General features: G+C 57.7%; 17 protein-coding genes. 6 read left to right on the top strand and 11 right to left on the bottom strand.

All coding sequences use genetic code 11. The features are described from left to right. Window positions 1–152: 152 nt before the first annotated feature. The gene (gene robA / locus ELK40_RS03920) at window positions 153–1,022 is read left to right on the top strand and encodes an MDR efflux pump AcrAB transcriptional activator RobA (RefSeq protein ID WP_111964082.1); all 870 of its coding nucleotides are present in this window, start codon (window positions 153–155) and stop codon (window positions 1,020–1,022) included. Here the strand turns inward: robA and gpmB are convergent. Beyond that, window positions 1,019–1,666 (bottom strand): 2,3-diphosphoglycerate-dependent phosphoglycerate mutase GpmB, encoded by a 648-nt coding sequence (gpmB, locus tag ELK40_RS03915; protein ID WP_008502057.1) that lies wholly within the window; start codon window positions 1,664–1,666, stop codon window positions 1,019–1,021. The genes robA and gpmB overlap by 4 nt on opposite strands. Window positions 1,667–1,716: 50 nt before the next feature. Here gpmB and yjjX point away from each other — a divergent pair, with 50 nt between their 5' ends. Next, window positions 1,717–2,232: an inosine/xanthosine triphosphatase gene (gene yjjX, locus ELK40_RS03910; protein WP_048961786.1), complete on the top strand. Its 516-nt coding sequence runs from the start codon at window positions 1,717–1,719 to the stop codon at window positions 2,230–2,232. Here yjjX and trpR read toward each other — a convergent pair. Together trpR and sltY are read right to left on the bottom strand one after the other, a co-directional pair. Then, window positions 2,229–2,555, bottom strand: a complete 327-nt coding sequence (gene trpR / locus ELK40_RS03905) for a trp operon repressor (RefSeq protein WP_047747961.1) — start codon at window positions 2,553–2,555, stop codon at window positions 2,229–2,231. The two genes, yjjX and trpR, sit on opposite strands and share 4 nt — an antisense overlap. Window positions 2,556–2,610: 55 nt before the next feature. Continuing rightward, window positions 2,611–4,548 (bottom strand): murein transglycosylase, encoded by a 1,938-nt coding sequence (gene sltY / locus ELK40_RS03900; protein WP_115876482.1) that lies wholly within the window; start codon window positions 4,546–4,548, stop codon window positions 2,611–2,613. A 227-nt stretch (window positions 4,549–4,775) separates the two neighbouring features. Here sltY and ettA point away from each other — a divergent pair, with 227 nt between their 5' ends. Then, window positions 4,776–6,443 (top strand): energy-dependent translational throttle protein EttA, encoded by a 1,668-nt coding sequence (gene ettA, locus ELK40_RS03895; RefSeq protein WP_003856515.1) that lies wholly within the window; start codon window positions 4,776–4,778, stop codon window positions 6,441–6,443. Window positions 6,444–6,571: 128 nt separating this feature from the next. Here the strand turns inward: ettA and ELK40_RS03890 are convergent, their stop codons facing one another. Then, on the bottom strand, window positions 6,572–7,471 hold the full coding sequence (locus ELK40_RS03890; protein ID WP_115876484.1) for a LysR family transcriptional regulator: 900 nt from the start codon (window positions 7,469–7,471) through the stop codon (window positions 6,572–6,574). A 108-nt stretch (window positions 7,472–7,579) separates the two neighbouring features. Between ELK40_RS03890 and ELK40_RS03885 the strand changes: the two genes are divergently transcribed. Beyond that, the gene (locus ELK40_RS03885; RefSeq protein WP_115876486.1) at window positions 7,580–8,581 is read left to right on the top strand and encodes a zinc-binding alcohol dehydrogenase family protein; all 1,002 of its coding nucleotides are present in this window, start codon (window positions 7,580–7,582) and stop codon (window positions 8,579–8,581) included. Between the two features lie 64 nt (window positions 8,582–8,645). Here ELK40_RS03885 and nadR read toward each other — a convergent pair whose 3' ends face one another. Genes nadR through serB form a run of 3 tightly spaced genes read right to left on the bottom strand, consistent with a single transcriptional unit; the run spans window position 8,646 to window position 12,279 of the window. Further along, a complete protein-coding gene (gene nadR / locus ELK40_RS03880; RefSeq protein WP_006810194.1) occupies window positions 8,646–9,878 on the bottom strand; it encodes a multifunctional transcriptional regulator/nicotinamide-nucleotide adenylyltransferase/ribosylnicotinamide kinase NadR in 1,233 nt (410 codons plus the stop codon). A gap of 35 nt (window positions 9,879–9,913) precedes the next feature. Next, the gene (gene radA / locus ELK40_RS03875; protein WP_014068810.1) at window positions 9,914–11,299 is read right to left on the bottom strand and encodes a DNA repair protein RadA; all 1,386 of its coding nucleotides are present in this window, start codon (window positions 11,297–11,299) and stop codon (window positions 9,914–9,916) included. An 11-nt stretch (window positions 11,300–11,310) separates the two neighbouring features. After that, window positions 11,311–12,279, bottom strand: coding sequence for a phosphoserine phosphatase (gene serB / locus ELK40_RS03870; RefSeq protein WP_008502066.1), 969 nt, complete (start codon window positions 12,277–12,279; stop codon window positions 11,311–11,313). A 117-nt stretch (window positions 12,280–12,396) separates the two neighbouring features. Here serB and ELK40_RS03865 point away from each other — a divergent pair, with 117 nt between their 5' ends. Both ELK40_RS03865 and lplA read left to right on the top strand, forming a co-directional pair. Then, window positions 12,397–13,041, top strand: coding sequence for a YtjB family periplasmic protein (locus tag ELK40_RS03865; protein ID WP_115876488.1), 645 nt, complete (start codon window positions 12,397–12,399; stop codon window positions 13,039–13,041). A gap of 39 nt (window positions 13,042–13,080) precedes the next feature. Then, window positions 13,081–14,097, top strand: a complete 1,017-nt coding sequence (gene lplA, locus ELK40_RS03860; protein ID WP_127729562.1) for a lipoate--protein ligase LplA — start codon at window positions 13,081–13,083, stop codon at window positions 14,095–14,097. A gap of 61 nt (window positions 14,098–14,158) precedes the next feature. Here the strand turns inward: lplA and deoD are convergent, their stop codons facing one another. From deoD to deoC, 4 genes are all read right to left on the bottom strand, one after another. After that, the gene (gene deoD, locus ELK40_RS03855) at window positions 14,159–14,881 is read right to left on the bottom strand and encodes a purine-nucleoside phosphorylase (RefSeq protein WP_032643987.1); all 723 of its coding nucleotides are present in this window, start codon (window positions 14,879–14,881) and stop codon (window positions 14,159–14,161) included. Between the two features lie 89 nt (window positions 14,882–14,970). Next, window positions 14,971–16,194, bottom strand: a complete 1,224-nt coding sequence (gene deoB, locus ELK40_RS03850; RefSeq protein WP_127729560.1) for a phosphopentomutase — start codon at window positions 16,192–16,194, stop codon at window positions 14,971–14,973. Between the two features lie 52 nt (window positions 16,195–16,246). Beyond that, on the bottom strand, window positions 16,247–17,569 hold the full coding sequence (deoA, locus tag ELK40_RS03845; RefSeq protein WP_127729558.1) for a thymidine phosphorylase: 1,323 nt from the start codon (window positions 17,567–17,569) through the stop codon (window positions 16,247–16,249). Window positions 17,570–17,678: 109 nt separating this feature from the next. After that, window positions 17,679–18,458: a deoxyribose-phosphate aldolase gene (gene deoC / locus ELK40_RS03840; protein ID WP_023303054.1), complete on the bottom strand. Its 780-nt coding sequence runs from the start codon at window positions 18,456–18,458 to the stop codon at window positions 17,679–17,681. Window positions 18,459–18,671: the final 213 nt, after the last annotated feature.

The raw sequence follows: 18,671 nt of genomic DNA, 5'->3' as shown, positions 1-18,671 counted from the left end.
AGCAAGATCACAGGATTAGAATATATCTGCCTGTAATGTGCTAGAAAAAGCATGAATGCGCAAAAAAAACACTGAATGCTAAAACATCAAAAAATGCTATTATCCGCTAACCTGTTATCAGGCACCTGCTGTTTTAAGGATGAGGATAGTATATGGATCAGGCTGGAATTATTCGCGACCTGCTCACCTGGCTGGAAGGTCATCTCGACCAGCCTTTGTCACTGGATCATGTGGCGGCTAAAGCAGGCTATTCCAAGTGGCATCTGCAAAGGATGTTCAAGGATGTCACCGGTCATGCTATCGGGGCCTATATTCGCGCACGTCGTTTATCAAAATCTGCTGTAGCATTGCGCCTCACCGCGCGGCCGATTCTGGATATTGCCCTGCAATATCGTTTCGATTCACAGCAGACATTCACCCGCGCCTTTAAAAAACAGTTCTTGTTGACGCCAGCGCTTTATCGTCGCTCGCCTGACTGGAGCTCGTTTGGCATGCGTCCGCCGCTGCGTCTGGGCGAGTTCGCAATGCCGAAGTACGACATTATTACACTGCCGGAAACCCATCTGATCGGCACAACGCAGAGCTACTCCTGTTCACTGGAGCAGATTTCCGAGTTCCGACATCAGATGCGCGTCCAGTTCTGGCGCGACTTCCTGAGCCACGCGCCGGCGATCCCGCCTATCCTGTATGGCCTCAACGAAACGCATCCAAGCCAGGAAAAAGACGACGAGCAGGAGGTGTTCTACACCACCGCGCTGACGCCAGAGATGGCCAACGGGTATATTCAGGGTTCGAAGCCTGTCGTGCTGGAAGGGGGCGAATACGTGATGTTCGCCTATGAAGGGCTGGGAACGGGGGTACAGGAGTTTATCCTGACCGTTTACGGTACCTGCATGCCAATGCTGAATCTTAATCGCCGTAAAGGTCAGGACATTGAGCGCTACTACCCGGCGCAGGATGCCAAACCGGAAGAAGGCCCAATCAATCTGCGTATGGAATTTTTGATTCCAATACGTCGTTAACGCTGCAGTTCGTCAAGCGCAGGGGCATCGAGATGCGAAATGTCCCCTGCCATCTCCACGACCCATCCTGACGCCAGCCACGCGCTTTCCTGATAATCAATTCGGGAAATGGAGCAGTTACGCAGACGCAAACGGCGCTCAGCGTAAGCCGGTAATCCCAGAATGGTGCTCACCAGGCATCCCAACGCAATCCCATGACTCACCAGCAGCGGACGGCTTCCCGCCGGAAGCTTCAGGCATTCCGCCAGTGCGGCATGCATACGGACGCTGAGCTCCTGCATGGATTCGCCCTCAGGAATACGGCCATCTTCGGTACCGTTCACCAGCGTGCGGCGCCAGCCCTCTTCCGTTTCCGTCAGCGTATCGATATGGCGTTTTTCCAGCACGCCCATATCCAGCTCGCGCAGGCGCGGCTCAAGCATGACGTCACAGCCGCAGGCGTCTGCAATGATGCGCGCCGTCTGCTGTGTGCGACCTAAATCGCTGGTAATGACGTGGGTAATGCCCAGCGTTCGGGCGCGTTCTGCCACCTGCCACGCTTGCTGCACGCCCTTCTCTGTAAGAGGACTGTCTGACTGGCCTTGAATACGTCGCTCGGCGTTCCACTGCGTTTCACCGTGGCGAACAAGGTATACCTGTAACATGCTTTTTTTCCGTTATACTGCGATGAGTTTTTTTTGAATCGAGCTTAATTATGCACCATGTTGTCTCTGCTACCACTAATCCTGCCAAAATTCAGGCAATTCTAAGGGCATTTGAAGAGATCTTCGGCGCAGGATCCTGCCATATTGAAGCCATCGGCGTCGAGAGTGGCGTTCCTGAACAGCCGTTTGGTAGTGAGGAAACGCGCGCTGGCGCACGAAACCGCGTAGCAAATGCCAGGGCTGCGGCACCGGATGCGGACTTTTGGGTGGCAATTGAAGCCGGTATCGACGAAGGCGCAACCTTTAGCTGGGTGGTGATCGAAAGCCGTGAACAGCGCGGTGAAGCGCGTTCAGCCACCCTGCCGCTGCCGGAGATTATTCTGGAAAAAGTCCGCGCGGGTGAAGCGCTTGGGCCGGTGATGTCGCAGTACACCGGCATTGATGAGATTGGCCGTAAAGAAGGGGCGATTGGCGTCTTTACCGCAGGCGCGCTGACGCGTTCAGGCGTTTATCATCAGGCGGTGATCCTGGCGTTAAGCCCGTTCCATAACGCGATTTATCGTTAGGTATTTTTCAGCAATACCGCTTCCAGCCACTGGCGCAGCTCAACGGGTGCCGACTTCAGGCTGTTCGATCCGCGGGTAATCGTTGCGATGCCCGCGCCGAGCTCATTTTTCAGCTCGCGCTGGCTCATCTCGCCGCGCAGCAACTCTTCAATGATGCGCACGCGCGTGCCCAGCGCCTCACGCTCGTCCGGCGTGAGCATCAGCTGCATAAGGGGTAAGTGCAAATCCTGCTCGTAAGACTGGCGAAGCAGCTCCACAAAACGAAGCCACTCCTGATGACGTTGTTCGGCCATTGCCGAGGAATACGGGGAATGCTGGGTCATGTTATGCTGCCTCTTGTACTCATTAGCGAGTACAGCATAACACAACCCGCGCCGATCAGTAACGTCTCTGCCACTCGGCATCACTCATCAGGGTATCTTTCTGCCCCATGAAGTAGCGATAGTAGGCGTCATAGGCCAGCACGTTCTTCACATAGCCGCGCGTTTCCGAGAACGGGATGCTCTCGACAAACGCCACGGCGTCAATGCGTCCGGCGCTGTTGCCGAGCCAGGTACGCACGCGACCCGGCCCCGCGTTATACGCCGCCGACGCGAAGATGCGGTTATTGCCGAACTGCTGATACACGTACTGCAGGTAGCTGGTACCGATGTTGATGTTGGTATCCGGATCCAGAAGCTGTGACGGGCTGCTGTAGCCAGGAATATTAAACATCTTCACCGTGTGCGTCGCCGTGCCCGGCATAATCTGCATCAGGCCGCTGGCGCCCACCGGGGAACGGACTTTCGGGTTCCATGCGCTCTCCTGACGGGCAATTGCCATCGCGTAGCTTTGCGGGATATCTTTGCCGCTGGTGTAGCGATCGAACAGATCCTTGTAAGCCAGCGGGAAACGCTCTTCGAGATGATCCCAAAGCTTACCGGCGATCGTCGCCTGCACGCTCAGATCCCACCAGTGGTTATCAAAAGCATAGCGGGCAAGCTGGGCTTTCTCGTCGGTGCTGCGGCTGGTCACCAGATTCGCCCACTCGCTGCGCGCGGTATTATCCATATTCCAGTACATCAGCTCGCGCACGCGCGCCATTTCTGGCCCCTGCGTCAGCGCCGGGTTCGCGTTGGCTGGCGCTTTATCAATGCGGAAGGTGTACTCCTCGCCCAGGCGCTGCGCGGCTGCCATCGGGTAGAACCCGCGCTGCTGCATCAGCGTATGGAGAATTTCTTTGGCCTCGTCATCACGACCGCGCTCCATCAGCAGATCGGCCTGCCAGTAGCGCCATTCGTCCTTCTCTTTGGCCTCCATAGGCAACCGCGCAAGCCAGGTATTCAGCCCACGGCGATCTCCCGTACCCAGCGCCATGCGCACGCGACGTTCCACCAGAGACGTGGAGTTCGAACGCATAATGGCATCGTCACGCCAGCGCGCCTGTTCATCGGTCACATCCGTGCCCATCAGTCGCCACGCCACGATATCGCGCAGCTCCTGGGTTTGTTCCTCATTAAGCTGCTGCGCCTGCACCAGCTGCGGGATCATCAGCCGCGCGTTTTCCACATCGTCACGCGCCACGCTGGCAAAGGCCACCGCCGCCATCTGGCGGGTAAAATCGGTCGCGCCCGTACTGCGGGCAAAGGTCAGCACGCTGTTGGGATCGTTAGCCAGCGAGATAACCGCGGTGGAGATCGTCTGGTAATCGGACGGCATCTGCCCCGCCAGCGTGGTCACCAGACGCGTGTTGCCGGCTTTCATCGCCAGACGGATGCGCTCAAGATAGGACAGCGGATCCTGCTTGCCGGATGCGCGCCACGCGCCGAACAGGGAATCACAGGCGTTCGGCTGGTTTTTCCCGGTCAGCCAGAGCTCTTTCGCCCCGGCCCAGGCCTCTTCCTGCTGGCCGGTCGCCCATTTCGCGTAGTAGTAGTTACACTGCGCTTCGGTGGTATTCGGCTTTTCAGGGCTAAACGCCAGCAGTCCGCGCCAGTCTTCGCGTCGCGCCAGTTCGTTCACAAATCGAGACTGGAGATTTCGGGCAGGCGGCAGGGTCGGGTTCGCCTGAATGAAGTTATTCACGGTGACGGTGGGTTGATTCATGAGATCGTCCGTAATTTGACGATACTCCAGATACGGATACAGCGGATAATCCTTTAGCGTCGGCATCAGCGCCTGCACGGTATCCATCTGCTTGTTGTCCCACGCCTGTTTAATCTGGGCGTAGCGGTTGCGTTGTTCATCCAGTGAATCGGCATGCACCGCCTGGCTTACCGCCATTACGCATACGCTGGCAGCCAGCAGACGCCAGACCACCCGTTTGGCTTTTTCCACAAGCTCTTCCTCATTGTTTTTTCGTCAATTGCAGCGTCTTGCCACGTCAAAGTCTAATTAACTTATGCTAACCAGGCATCCTTCAACGCGCCACGTCATGGACACTTTTTTACCTTTCTTGCGCGTTTTAACACTCCCGACGTTCCTGGCTGGGATTAGGACGTGAAAAAGGCTACACTTCGAGGCTGAAATTCCTTCTCATTACGATAAAAGAGGCGAAGTCCAACGTGGCTCAATTCGTTTATACCATGCATCGTGTCGGCAAAGTTGTCCCGCCGAAACGTCATATTCTTAAAAATATCTCGCTGAGCTTCTTCCCGGGCGCAAAAATCGGTGTTCTGGGTCTCAACGGTGCCGGTAAGTCCACCCTGCTGCGCATCATGGCCGGCATTGATACAGACATCGAAGGTGAAGCCCGTCCGCAGCCTGGCATCAAGATTGGCTACCTGCCGCAGGAACCTCAGCTGAACCCGGAACACACCGTGCGCGAATCCGTTGAAGAAGCGGTATCCGAAGTGGTTAACGCCCTGAAAGGTCTCGATGAAGTGTATGCCAAATACGCCGAGCCGGATGCGGACTTCGACAAGCTGGCTGCACAGCAGGGCAAGTATGAAGAGATTATCCAGGCGCACGACGGTCACAACCTGAACGTGCAGCTGGAGCGCGCGGCGGATGCCCTGCGTCTGCCGGACTGGGATGCGAAAATCGCGAACCTCTCCGGTGGTGAACGTCGCCGCGTGGCGCTGTGCCGCCTGCTGCTGGAAAAACCAGATATGCTGTTGCTCGACGAACCAACCAACCACCTGGATGCGGAATCCGTGGCGTGGCTGGAGCGCTTCCTGCACGACTTCGAAGGCACCGTTGTGGCGATTACCCACGACCGTTACTTCCTCGACAACGTCGCCGGCTGGATCCTGGAGCTGGACCGCGGTGAAGGTATTCCGTGGGAAGGCAACTACTCCTCCTGGCTGGAGCAAAAAGATCAGCGTCTGGCTCAGGAAGCTTCTCAGGAAGCGGCGCGTCGTAAGTCTATCGAGAAAGAGCTGGAGTGGGTTCGTCAGGGCGCGAAAGGCCGTCAGTCTAAGGGCAAAGCCCGTCTGGCACGCTTTGAAGAGCTGAACAACACCGAATACCAGAAACGTAACGAAACCAACGAACTGTTTATTCCACCTGGAGCACGTCTGGGGGATAAAGTGGTTGAAGTGACCAACCTGCGTAAGTCTTACGGCGACCGCGTGCTGATCGACGACCTGACCTTCTCCGTACCGAAAGGCGCTATCGTGGGCATCATCGGTCCGAACGGCGCGGGTAAATCGACCCTGTTCCGCATGATGTCCGGTCAGGAACAGCCTGACAGCGGCTCTATCACCCTGGGTGAGACCGTGAAGCTGGCCTCCGTTGACCAGTTCCGTGACGCGATGGACAACAGCAAAACCGTGTGGGAAGAAGTGTCCGGCGGCCTGGATATCATGCGCATCGGCAACACCGAGATGCCAAGCCGCGCCTACGTTGGTCGCTTTAACTTCAAAGGCACCGATCAGGGCAAACGTGTAGGCGAGCTGTCCGGCGGTGAGCGCGGTCGTCTGCACCTGGCGAAGCTGCTGCAGGTGGGCGGTAACGTTCTGCTGCTCGATGAACCAACAAACGACCTGGATATCGAAACCCTGCGCGCGCTGGAAAACGCCCTGCTGGAGTTCCCGGGCTGCGCGATGGTTATCTCGCACGACCGCTGGTTCCTCGACCGTATCGCGACCCACATTCTGGACTACCAGGACGAAGGTAAGGTGGAGTTCTTCGAAGGTAACTTCACCGAATACGAAGAGTACAAGAAACGCACGCTGGGCGCCGACGCGCTGGAGCCGAAGCGTATTAAGTACAAGCGTATTGCGAAATAAAAGCAAAACGGCAACTTCGGTTGCCGTTTTTTATGGTTGTTCCCTCTCCCTGTGGGAGAGGGCCAGGGTGAGGGCATCAGGCCGCACAGTGTGTAGGCCGGGTAAGGCGAAGCCGCCACCCGGCTTTTTTATTTGCCCACGTAATACCGCTTCACCTCGTCAAACTGCATCGCAAACTCGATATAGCTCATCAGCGCGGGCGAATTCAGCTTGCGGCTCGGGTAGGCCAGCCAGAGGTCGTTGCCTTCAACGTTCCACTCCGGCAGCACCTGCACCAGCGCGCCCTTTTCAACCTTATCTCCCAGCAGAAATGCAGGAAGCAGCGTGATCCCCGCCCCGGCCATCGCGCACTCGCGGGCGTACACCAGATTATCGGTCATGTGCGCGTTATCCGGCAGGTAGCGGTAATCCTCATTCTCGCTTCGCAGAAGCCACTCCGACCAGGCTCTGTGCGTAATGCTGCGGTGCTCCACCAGCTGACGGGGATGCGTTAGCGGCGCCCGGCGCGCCAGATAGTCCGGCGAGGCCAGCATGTAGCGCGGACAATGCCCGATCATTCGGCCAATCAGGGAGGAGTCCTGCGGCTTGCCGGTACGCAGCGCCACGTCAAAGCCGGACTCGACCAGATCCACCACATCATCAGAGATCGACACGTCCAGCGAAACCTCAGGATAGCGAAGCTGGAACTCGGCATTCATATGCGCCAGCAGCGTCGCGCCAATCCCAGCCGGACAGGTGATGCGCAGCCGCCCGCTCGGGTTTTCGCGCAGGCGCTGAATGGCATACTCCGCCCGCTCGCTGGCCGCCAGCATTTCGCGGCAGTGCACCAGATAGTGCTCGCCCGCAAACGTCAGGTTCAGCCTGCGCGTGGTGCGGTTAAGCAGGCGGATACCCACCTGCTGCTCCAGCTGGCTAATTCGCTGGCTGACGCTGGATTTCGGCAGTTCGGCTTTCTGGGCTGCCGCGGTAAAGCTGCCCATCTCCGCCACCAGCGCGAAAAGCGCCATATCCTGCAGCTGTTTAAACATGATTGTTCATCCTGTACGAACGCTGAGTTCTTGATTGTCCATCTTATCATGCAGCTGGCCACTTAATAGACTAGCCTCAACAAAACGCATGCCATTGAGGAGCACACCATGTCAGTTAAAGCGATTGCCGTTAACCCAGAAAATCCCGCAACGTTCATTGAAATCACCCCGCCGATGCCGCATCCCGGCGAGCACGATCTGCTGGTGGAGGTGAAAGCCGTCTCCGTTAACCCGGTCGATACCAAAGTCCACGCGGGCATTGCCAAAAACGGACTGAACGAGCCGCGCATTCTCGGGTGGGACGCCAGCGGGATCGTCAAAGCCGTTGGGACGGACGTCACCGGATTCAAACCGGGAGATGAAGTGTGGTACGCGGGCGACATCACCCGCCCGGGCAGCAACACCACGCATCAGCTGATTGATGCGCGCATTGTCGGGCGCAAGCCTGCAAGCCTCGGCTGGGCCGCTGCCGCTGCACTGCCGTTGACCGCACTCACCGCGTGGGAAGGCCTGTTTGAACGGCTGAACATTCAGGATGCCGGCGCGGACGAAACCCTGCTGATCATTGGCGGCGCGGGCGGGGTGGGATCGCTGGCGATCCCGTTTGCGAAGCACAACAGCAAGGTGAAGGTCATCGCAACCGCGTCTCGCGAAGATTCCGCCCGGTGGTGCCGCGACCGCGGTGCAGATGTGGTGGTAAACTACCGCGATCTGAAAGGCGAACTGGCGAAACACGGGCTCAAATTTGTGGATTACATTTTCATCCTCAACGACACCGACGGGCACTGGGATGCGGTCAGCGAACTGATTGCCCCACAGGGGCATATCTGTTCTATCGTCGAGAATGAACACCCGCTGAACCAGGACAAGCTGAAGTCGAAATCCGCCGCCCTGCACTGGGAATTTATGTACACCCGCAGCATGTACCAGACCGCGGATATGGCGCGTCAGGGTGAGATCCTCAATGAGGTGGCGAAGCTGGTAGATAATGGCGTAGTGGAAAGCTCACTGAGTGAAACGCTGCACGGGCTGAGCGTGGAGAGCATTACCGAGGCGCACCGTAAGGTGCTGGACGGGCATATGCGCGGAAAAGTGGTGGTTGAGTTCTGAGTGGCTTGATGCCCTCAACCCGGCCCTCTCCCGCAGGGAGAGGGTTAGGGTGAGGGGTAAGTTTTTACCCCTGCTCCCCCATCATCTCCTTCACCAGCTCTACGCAGCGCAGGAAACGGGAGTCGTAGTCCGACTCTTCCACGTGCACAAACTCAACGTTGTTTTCGTTGAGCATCTCCACCAGCATGGACTGGAATTCACGCCTGTCCACGGAGCTGCCGAGGCTGCGCATGCCGTCGGCCACCCACGGGGTGTTGTTTTCCAGCAGGATCACCAGGTCAAAGCGATATTCGTCAATCAGCGCCTGCACGAACGGGTGCTCGCGCCCTTCGTATTTTTTACAGAACGCCTGAGTGGTGACGAAATCGGTATCGATAAACGCCACCTTGTTGGCATATTTCACTGCGAAATCAATGTACTGAGCGTGACCGAGCGCGATTTTGTCATAGTCGGAATACTGCAGCGCCATCTCGTCGCCGCCCAGGTGCGAGAAGACATAATCGCGGCCGTACTCCCATGCGCTGGTGGTATTGAAGATATTCGCCAGCTTGTTGACCAGCGTTGATTTACCGCTCGACTCGCCGCCCAGGATCGCGACGGTGCGCACAAAGAACGGCTTCACCTCGGTTGGGATGTAGTCCCAGTAGCGGAACGGATTTTCGCGGATCTGCGCCCCGCTGATGTTCATGAAGGTGCGTTTCGGATCGATCAGCACCGTCTCGATGCCCAGATGCTCGCGGAACTGCGGCGCATCGGACTCTTCAGAGGTGTAGATCCAGTTAGGCGCAATGCCCTTCTCTTCCATAAACGCTTTGATGCCGTTGCTCCACACGTCCCAGCCGTGCGGATACGGCTCCATGCCCTCTTCGTTAAAGGCGTGAATACGGATGTTTTTCTGGTATTTGAAGGTCTGAAGCAGCCAGCGCAGGCGGTCAGGCACGGTCGGCTGCTGCGACATGGCGCTGTCCTCAAACAGCTGACGATCGCGGGTTTCATCGTAGCCCATGATGATGTGCAGCTCGTCAACCTGGCTACAGGCTCGCTGGATCAGATAGATATGACCGGTATGCAGCGGGTAAAACTTGCCGAACACCACGCCGATGTTCTTTTGCATACGCGGGAATTCCAGCCCCAGAAAGCGGTGCAGCGCTTCCAGCTTCTGCGCGCTGGGGCTTTTGATTTTGGCGTTCAGCAGCTGGCTCAGGTAGCCCTTAGTCATGCCGCTGGCGTCCGCCACCTGCTGCAGCGTGCAGCCCTTCTGGCGGATAGCGGTCTTGATGTAGTCAAATGATGACATAAATTACGGTGCCTCCTGCAAAATCGAATACGTAATTATAAGTCGTCAAAGACATTTAACGCATCTGCGAGTTTCTTCACGCCGAAAACCTGCATCCCTTCCGGGATTTTTTTCGGCACGTTAGCGGCCGGAACGATAGCCCGGCGGAAACCGTGTTTTGCCGCCTCGGAGATACGCTCCTGGCCGCTGGGCACCGGACGGATTTCCCCGGCGAGGCCCACCTCACCGAAGACGACCAGATCCTGCGGCAGCGGTCTGTCGCGCAGGCTTGAGACCATCGCCAGCAGCAGCGCCAGGTCTGCGCTGGTCTCAGTGACTTTCACGCCACCCACCACGTTAACGAAAACGTCCTGATCCGCCATCTGCAGCCCACCGTGACGGTGCAGCACCGCCAGCAGGATCGCCAGACGGTTCTGTTCCAGACCGACCGCCACGCGCCGCGGGTTGCCCATCATCGACACGTCCACCAGCGCCTGAATTTCGACGAGCAGCGGGCGCGTGCCTTCCCACAGCACCATTACTGAACTTCCGGAGGTGATCTCATCTCCCCGACTCAGGAAGATCGCCGACGGGTTGCTGACTTCGCGCAGCCCCTGCTCGGTCATGGCAAACACGCCTAACTCGTTCACCGCCCCAAAGCGGTTTTTATGGCTGCGCAGGGTACGGAAGCGGGAGTCCGCGTCGCCGTCGAGCATCACGGAGCAGTCGATACAGTGTTCGAGCACTTTAGGTCCGGCCAGCGAGCCGTCTTTGGTCACGTGGCCGACCATCACAATCGCCACGCCGCGCGTTTTGGCAAAGCGCGTCAGGTAGGCCGCCGTTTCACGCACCTGCGCCACGCTGCCCGGCGAGGACTGAATGTCCGCCATGTGCATCACCTGGATGGAGTCGATCACCATCAGCTTCGGCTGCTCTTCTTCGGCAATCATGCAGATCTGCTCGATGCTGGTTTCGGAGAGCATGTTCAGATTGCCGGTCGGCAGGCCCAGACGGTGTGCGCGCATCGCCACCTGCTGCAGTGATTCTTCGCCCGTGACGTACAGGGTTTTCATCTGTTCGGCGAGCTTGCAGAGCGTTTGCAGCAGCAGGGTCGATTTACCCGCGCCCGGGTTACCGCCGATCAAAATGGCGCTCCCCGGCACCACGCCGCCGCCGAGCACGCGGTCAAACTCTTTGAACCCGGTGGAGAAGCGCGGCAGCTCTTCGAGGCTGATGTCCGAAAGTTTTTGCACCTTCGCAACGCCCGCATTGCCCGCGTAGCCGCTCAGGCGTTCATTGCGCGCCACGCTCGGCGAAGCCGCCACACCACGCACTTCGGTGATGGTGTTCCAGGCATGACAGGCGCTGCATTGCCCCTGCCAGCGCGGATAATCCGCACCACATTCATTACAGACAAATGCGCGTTTTGGAGCTTTCGCCACGGTTTACCTCGTTATTTCTGATTAAGGCTGCCGGAGAGAATGCAGAACACCCCCATCAGGTCAGCGTGACGGATAGTGACTTCCGTCTTTTCATTCACTTTTGGCTTGGCATGGTAGGCAATGCCCAGGCCGGCCGCTTTGATCATCGGCAGGTCGTTCGCGCCGTCCCCGATAGCGACGGTCTGGACAACCGGAATTTCATATTTTTCCGCGAGGCGCGTCAGCGTATTGGCTTTGTACTGGGCATCAACGATATCGCCGATCACCTGGCCGGTCAGCTTGCCGTCCATGATCTCCAGCTCGTTGGCCACCACGGTGGTCAGATGCAGTTTTTCCCGCAGGTAATCCGCGAAGAAGGTGAAGCCACCTGAGGCGATCGCCACCTTCCAGCCGAGGGACTGCAGCTTCAGCACCAGCTGCGTCAGCCCAGGCATCAGCGGCAGAACGTCGCGCACCTGGCGCAGAATGTTGGCATCGGCCCCTTTCAGGGTCGCCACGCGCTGGCGCAGGCTGGCGGTGAAATCCAGCTCGCCGCGCATCGCACGCTCGGTGACTTCCGCCACCAGCTCGCCGCTGCCCGCCAGCTTCGCAATTTCGTCGATACACTCGATCTGAATGGCGGTAGAGTCCATGTCCATGACCAGCAGGCCTGGCGTTTTCAGGTGCGGAATTTTACCCAGCGGCGCGACGTCCAGCCCGGCGTCATGCGCCAGACGCGTGGCGCGCTGCGTCAAAGAGCCTGCCAGGCGAATGACCTGATAGTCTTCCACACACCAGGCGGCGACGATGACCATCGCCGCACCCAGTTTGGTTTGATACTGGGTCAGGCGTTGCTTATCCAGACCGCGTCCGTAAAGGAGCCAGCCGCTACGACCGGCATGGTAATCCAGAGGCATCACCTCATCGCCACTTAAAGAGAGCGGCAATCCTGGCCATAAAGAGACATCCGTTGGCAGGTCACACCAGGTAATGTTCGGCATTAAAGCTCCTGTAATTTCGTTCGCGCCGGAAGGTTGCAGAGGGAAAATAACGCATGAGGCTACCCTGTAACCATCACTTCTGGCAACATTAAGCCGTAAATTTTCAGCAGGTGGAATATGGCTCGCGCAAAACTGAAATTCCGGCTCCATCGCGCCGTGATCGTCCTTTCCTGTCTCGCACTCTTAGTGGTGCTGATGCAGGGGGCATCGTGGTTTAGCCAGAATCATCAACGGCAACGCAACCCGCAGTTTGAAGAGCTGGCCCGCACGCTGGCACGCCAGGTGACGCTCAACGTCGCACCGTCCATGCGAACCGAAACGCCGGACGATAAGCGAATAGGCCAGGTTTTACGCCTGCTCACGGAGAATAGCCGCATTCTTGATGCTGGCGTCTATGATGAGCAAGGCAACCTGATTGCCCGCGCGGGCGAACATGTCGACGTGCGCGACAGGCTGGCGCTTGACGGTAAAAAAGCCGGCGGCTACTTCAACCAGCAGCTTGTTGAACCTATTCAGGGTAAGAATGGCCCCCTGGGGTATCTGCGCCTGACGCTCGACACCCACACCCTGCCCACTGAAGCCAAGCAGGTCGATAATACCACCAATATTCTGCGCCTGATGCTGCTGCTTTCTCTCGCCATCGGCGTTGTGCTGGCGCGCACCCTGCTTCGCGGCAAGCGCTCGCGATGGCAGCAATCCCCGTTCCTGCTGACCGCCAGCAGATCCGTTCCCGAAGACGAAGAGAGCGAGAAGAAAGAATAGTGATAAAGTAGGCGAACGATTCAGAAAAGGAACTTTGCCATGACGACGTTACGCCTGCTTATCTCTGACTCTTACGATCCCTGGTTTAATCTCGCGGTGGAAGAGTGCATCTTCCGCCAGATGCCCGCCACCCAGCGCGTCCTCTTTCTCTGGCGTAACGCCGATACGGTGGTCATTGGCCGCGCGCAAAACCCGTGGAAAGAGTGCAATACGCGGCGTATGGAAGAGGATAACGTCCGCCTCGCGCGCCGGAGCAGCGGCGGTGGCGCGGTCTTTCACGATCTGGGCAATACCTGCTTTACCTTTATGGCGGGAAAACCGGAATACGACAAAACCATCTCGACGTCCATCGTCCTCAACGCCCTTAACGCGCTCGGCGTGACGGCTGAAGCCTCAGGACGTAACGATCTGGTGGTGAAAACCCCCGACGGGGATCGCAAGGTGTCCGGCTCCGCCTACCGCGAAACGATGGATCGCGGGTTCCACCACGGCACCCTGCTGCTGAATGCCGATCTCAGCCGTCTGGCGAACTACCTTAATCCTGATAAGAAAAAGTTACAGGCCAAGGGCATTACGTCCGTACGCGGGCGCGTGGCAAATCTGGTGGAGCTGCTGCCGGGGATTACGCACGAGCAGATTTGCGACGCGATCCGTGAAGCGTTCTTTGAACATTACGGCGAGCGCGTGGAAGCAGAAGTGATCTCCCCAGACAAAACCCCGGATCTGCCCAACTTCGCCGACACCTTCGCCCGCCAGAGCAGCTGGGAGTGGAACTTCGGTCAGGCTCCTGCGTTTTCCCATCTACTGGATGAGCGTTTTACCTGGGGCGGCGTGGAATTGCACTTTGACGTGGAGAAGGGCCACATTACCCGTACGCAGGTCTTTACGGATAGTCTCAATCCGGCACCGTTAGAGGCGCTGGCCGCTCGTCTGCAGGGCTGTTTGTATCGGGCGGATATGCTGCAGCAGGAGAGTGACGCGTTGATTGGGGATTTCCCTGAGCAGGAGAAAGAGTTAAGGGATTTGTCAGCATGGATTGCGCAGGCCGTGCGCTAGGTGCGGTCTGGTGCCCTCACCCCAGCCCTCTCCCTGTGGGAGAGGGAGGGAAGAGACAGAATTACGCTTTATCGCCCAGCAGAACGGATTCCAGCGCGATTTTGATCATGTCGTTGAAGGTAGTCTGACGCTCGGCAGCGGTGGTCTGCTCGTGGGTACGGATGTGGTCAGACACGGTACAGATGGTCAGCGCTTTCGCACCAAACTCAGCCGCGACGCCGTAGATACCCGCCGCTTCCATTTCCACGCCCAGGATGCCGTATTTTTCCATCACGTCGAACATCTCGCCGCCGTCCGGGGCATAGAACAGGTCCGCAGAGAAGATGTTACCCACGCGCGCTTCAACGCCCAGCGCTTTTGCTGCGTCAACCGCGTCGCGCACCATGCCGAAGTCAGCAATCGCTGCGAAGTCATGGTCTTTGAAACGCATACGGTTAACTTTGGAATCGGTGCAGGCACCCATACCGATAACGATGTCGCGCAGCTTAACGTCCATGCGCACCGCGCCGCAGGAGCCAACGCGGATGATTTTCTTCACGCCGAAATCGGTGATCAGCTCTTTAGTGTAGATAGAGCAGGATGGGATACCCATACCGTGGCCCATAACGGAAATTTTGCGGCCTTTATAGGTACCGGTGAAGCCCAGCATGCCGCGAACGTTGTTCACTTCACGCACGTCTTCCAGGAAGGTTTCTGCAATGTGCTTCGCGCGCAGCGGGTCGCCCGGCATCAATACGACGTCAGCGAAATCACCCATTTCTGCGTTAATGTGAGGAGTTGCCATCTTCAGTTCCTTTAACATTGTTTATTCTTTTCACCCTCTCCCTGCGGGAGAGGGTCGGGGTGAGGGCATCAGACCTCACCCAACATGATTCAGAACATGGCCTTGCCATATTCCATGTCAGACGTACCAAAGTATTTGGCGATAGTCTGGCCGATGTCCGCGAAGGTTTCACGGTGCCCCAGCGAGCCCGGCTTCACTTTCGGGCCGTACACCAGCACCGGAATGTGCTCACGGGTGTGGTCGGTACCGGTCCAGGTTGGGTCACAGCCGTGGTCCGCGGTCAGGATCAGAATGTCATCTTCACCCACCAGTTCCATCAGCTCCGGCAGACGGCGGTCGAACAGTTCCAGACCAGCCGCATAGCCTGCGACGTCGCGACGGTGGCCCCAGGAGGAGTCGAAGTCCACGAAGTTGGTGAAGACAATGGTCTTGTCGCCCGCTTCTTTCATCTCTTTGATGGTGGCATCGAACAGCGCATCCAGACCGGTCGCTTTGACCTTTTTGGTGATGCCGCAGTTAGCGTAGATATCCGCGATTTTACCCACGGACACCACGTGACCGTCCTTCTCTTCAACCAGCTTCTGCAGCACGGTTGGCGCCGGCGGCTCAACGGCCAGATCGTGACGGTTACCGGTACGCTGGAAGTTACCCGCTTTGTCGCCGATAAACGGACGCGCGATCACGCGCCCAATGTTGTAGCCGCCTTCGGTCAGCTCTTCACGGGCGATTTCGCACAGCTCGTAGAGTTTATCCAGGCCATACGTTTCTTCATGGCACGCAATCTGGAACACGGAGTCAGCAGAAGTGTAGAAAATCGGCTTGCCGGTTTTCATATGCTCTTCGCCGAGCTGATCCAGAATCACGGTACCGGAAGAGTGGCAGTTGCCGAGGTAACCCGGCAGGTTGGCACGCTTCACCAGCTTATCGAGCAGCTCCTGCGGGAAGCTGTTCTCGTGATCGGAGAAATAGCCCCAGTCGAACAGCACCGGCACACCTGCGATTTCCCAATGGCCAGACGGGGTGTCTTTACCGGAGGAGAGCTCGTGCGCCCAGGCATAGGCGCCCACGACTTCCGCGTTGCCGTCCATACCGGCTGCGATTTTACCGGTAGAGCCTTCATGTGCTTTCACCAGCCCGAGGCGGGTCAGGTTAGGTAGAGTCAGAGGGCCTTTACGACCGTTGTCCGCTTCGCCTTTCGCACAGGCTTCCGCGATGTGACCCATGGTATCGGAACCCACGTCACCAAAACGTTCTGCATCTTCGGTTGCGCCGATGCCGAATGAGTCCAGCACCATAATAAATGCACGTTTCATAATTGTTCTCCGTACGTAGTGCTTAAAAATGATTGATCAGATCAGTATACCGCTATTCGGTGATACGGCGATAGACAGTCGGTGTGGTTTCCGGCGCTTTATCGTCAAGCGTAATAGCCGCTTTCACCGCTTTAGCCGCTTCCTGCCAGCTGGCTTCGTCTTTCGCGTGGATCACCGCCAGCGGACGCTGGCCGTCAACGCTGTCGCCCAGACGAGCCATATCGGTAAAGCCGACGCTGTAATCAATGGTGTCCGATGCCTGACGGCGACCGCCGCCCATCGAGACCACCGCCATACCCAGCGCGCGGGTGTCCATGGCGGAGACAAACCCTTCGCTATCGGCATAGACCGCTTTGCTGAGCGTCGCGGTCGGCAGGTACTTCGCATAGTTTTCGACGAAATCGGTCGGGCCTTTCTGGGCTGCAACCATGCGGCCGAAAATGTCCGCCGCTTTGCCGTTATCCAGCACCGCCTGCAGTTTCGCGCGCGCTTCCGCATCGTCTTTGGCCAGCTTGCCGGAGATTAACATCTCAACGCACAGCGCCATGGTCACGTCAAACAGGCGCGGGTTACGGTATTCCCCGGTGAGGAACTGGACGGCTTCACGCACTTCGACGGCGTTACCGGCGCTGGAGGCCAGCACCTGGTTCATGTCGGTGAGCAGTGCGGTGGTGCGCACGCCCGCGCCGTTGGAGACGCCAACGATCGCTTCGGCAAGCTGCGCAGAGAGTTCATAGGTTGGCATAAAGGCGCCGCTGCCCACCTTCACGTCCATCACCAGCGCATCCAGCCCTTCCGCCAGCTTCTTCGCCAGGATAGAGGCGGTGATCAGCGGGATGGAGTCAACGGTCGCGGTGATGTCGCGGGTCGCGTAGAAACGCTTGTCTGCCGGAGCAAGAGAGCTGGTCTGGCCGATAATCGCCACACCAACGTCTTTGATTATGTCGCGGAAGCGGTTGTCATCCGGGAAGATATCGAAGCCCGGAATGGCTTCCAGTTTGTCGAGCGTACCGCCGGTGTGGCCCAGGCCGCGTCCGGAGATCATCGGGATGTAACCACCACAGGCTGCCACCATTGGGCCAAGCATCAGGGAGGTCACGTCGCCCACGCCGCCGGTGGAGTGTTTATCCACAATCGGGCCATTAAGGTTGAGGCTTTTCCAGTCCAGAACGGTTCCTGAATCTCGCATCGCCATGGTCAGCGACACGCGCTCAGGCATCGACATATCGTGGAAGAAAATGGTCATCGCCAGAGCCGCAATCTGCCCTTCTGAGACGGTGTTATCACGAATGCCGTTGATGAAGAAGCGGATCTCTTCGTCGCTTAATGCATGACCATCACGTTTTTTACGAATAATTTCTTGTGCGAGAAACACGGTAACCTCCATGCGGAATCGGGGGAGTTGTGGCGGGTGGCGTTACGCTTACCCGCCCTACGATCCTGTAGGCCGGATAAGCGAAGCGTCATCCGGCGTTGTATGGCAATCAGTAGCTGCTTGCGCTCTTACCGTCGCCGTGACCCAGCGCTTTCAGCAGGCTGGCCAGCAGGCTGGAGGCGCCGAAGCGGTAGTGACGGGAATCGGCCCAGTCGGCGCCAAACAGCTCGTCGGCAATCGCCAGGAACTGCTGCGCGTCTTCCGCGGTACGCACGCCGCCCGCAGGTTTGAAACCAACGGTTTTGGACACGCCCATGTCGCGGATCACTTCCATCATGATGCGCGCGCTTTCCGGGGTCGCATTCACCGGTACTTTACCGGTAGAGGTTTTAATGAAATCCGCACCGGCTTTGATGGAGATTTCAGACGCCTTACGAATCAGCGCCTCTTCTTTAAGCTCGCCGGTTTCGATGATCACTTTCAGCAGCACGTTTGCCGCCGCACACGCGTCTTTACAGGCTTTCACCAGGTCAAAACCGACCTGCTCGTTACCGGCGATCAGCGCGCGGTACGGGAACACTACGTCAACTTCGTCTGCGCCGTAGGCAATCGCCGCGCGGGTCTCTGCCAGCGCAATGTCGATATCGTCGTTGCCGTGCGGGAAGTTAGTTACGGTTGCAATGCGCACGTCCGGGGTGCCCTGCTCTTTCAGCGTCTTACGGGCAATCGGGATAAAGCGCGGGTAAATACAAACGGCTGCGGTATTACCCACTGGCGTTTTCGCCTGATGGCACAGGGCGATGACTTTCTCATTAGTGTCGTCATCGTTCAGGGTGGTCAGGTCCATCAGTTTCAACGCGCGCAGGCTGCTTGCAGTTAAATCGGTCATAACATTCTCCAACGGCAGTGCCGTATAAATTTTACCTTGCGGGTCTGTGAGTATTCTAACATTCACCCGCATCCACACTTCGACATTCATCACAGTTAATGAAAACTGCATACAAATTTGCATTACTGTAATGAGATCTTCTTCAAACTTTAGTAGGGAGATTGCCGACTAAAGCAGCAATACCCCCTGTGGGATCAAAAGCGCCAACAGGCA

This window comes from Enterobacter sp. N18-03635, assembly GCF_004006055.1.
Lineage (GTDB): Bacteria > Pseudomonadota > Gammaproteobacteria > Enterobacterales > Enterobacteriaceae > Enterobacter > Enterobacter vonholyi.
Note: the sequence above shows the minus strand (reverse complement) of the source record. Positions and strands in the feature narration are given on the sequence as shown.

Coding starts and splice junctions, on each gene's coding strand:
- ELK40_RS03885 (WP_115876486.1), top strand. CDS start 7,580: ATGTCAGTTAAAGCGATTGCCGTTAACCCAGAAAATCCCGCAACGTTC.
- trpR (WP_047747961.1), bottom strand. CDS start 2,555: ATGACCCAGCATTCCCCGTATTCCTCGGCAATGGCCGAACAACGTCAT.
- ELK40_RS03890 (WP_115876484.1), bottom strand. CDS start 7,471: ATGTTTAAACAGCTGCAGGATATGGCGCTTTTCGCGCTGGTGGCGGAG.
- robA (WP_111964082.1), top strand. CDS start 153: ATGGATCAGGCTGGAATTATTCGCGACCTGCTCACCTGGCTGGAAGGT.
- ELK40_RS03865 (WP_115876488.1), top strand. CDS start 12,397: ATGGCTCGCGCAAAACTGAAATTCCGGCTCCATCGCGCCGTGATCGTC.
- lplA (WP_127729562.1), top strand. CDS start 13,081: ATGACGACGTTACGCCTGCTTATCTCTGACTCTTACGATCCCTGGTTT.
- nadR (WP_006810194.1), bottom strand. CDS start 9,878: ATGTCATCATTTGACTACATCAAGACCGCTATCCGCCAGAAGGGCTGC.
- deoD (WP_032643987.1), bottom strand. CDS start 14,881: ATGGCAACTCCTCACATTAACGCAGAAATGGGTGATTTCGCTGACGTC.
- yjjX (WP_048961786.1), top strand. CDS start 1,717: ATGCACCATGTTGTCTCTGCTACCACTAATCCTGCCAAAATTCAGGCA.
- deoC (WP_023303054.1), bottom strand. CDS start 18,458: ATGACCGATTTAACTGCAAGCAGCCTGCGCGCGTTGAAACTGATGGAC.
- deoB (WP_127729560.1), bottom strand. CDS start 16,194: ATGAAACGTGCATTTATTATGGTGCTGGACTCATTCGGCATCGGCGCA.
- serB (WP_008502066.1), bottom strand. CDS start 12,279: ATGCCGAACATTACCTGGTGTGACCTGCCAACGGATGTCTCTTTATGG.
- gpmB (WP_008502057.1), bottom strand. CDS start 1,666: ATGTTACAGGTATACCTTGTTCGCCACGGTGAAACGCAGTGGAACGCC.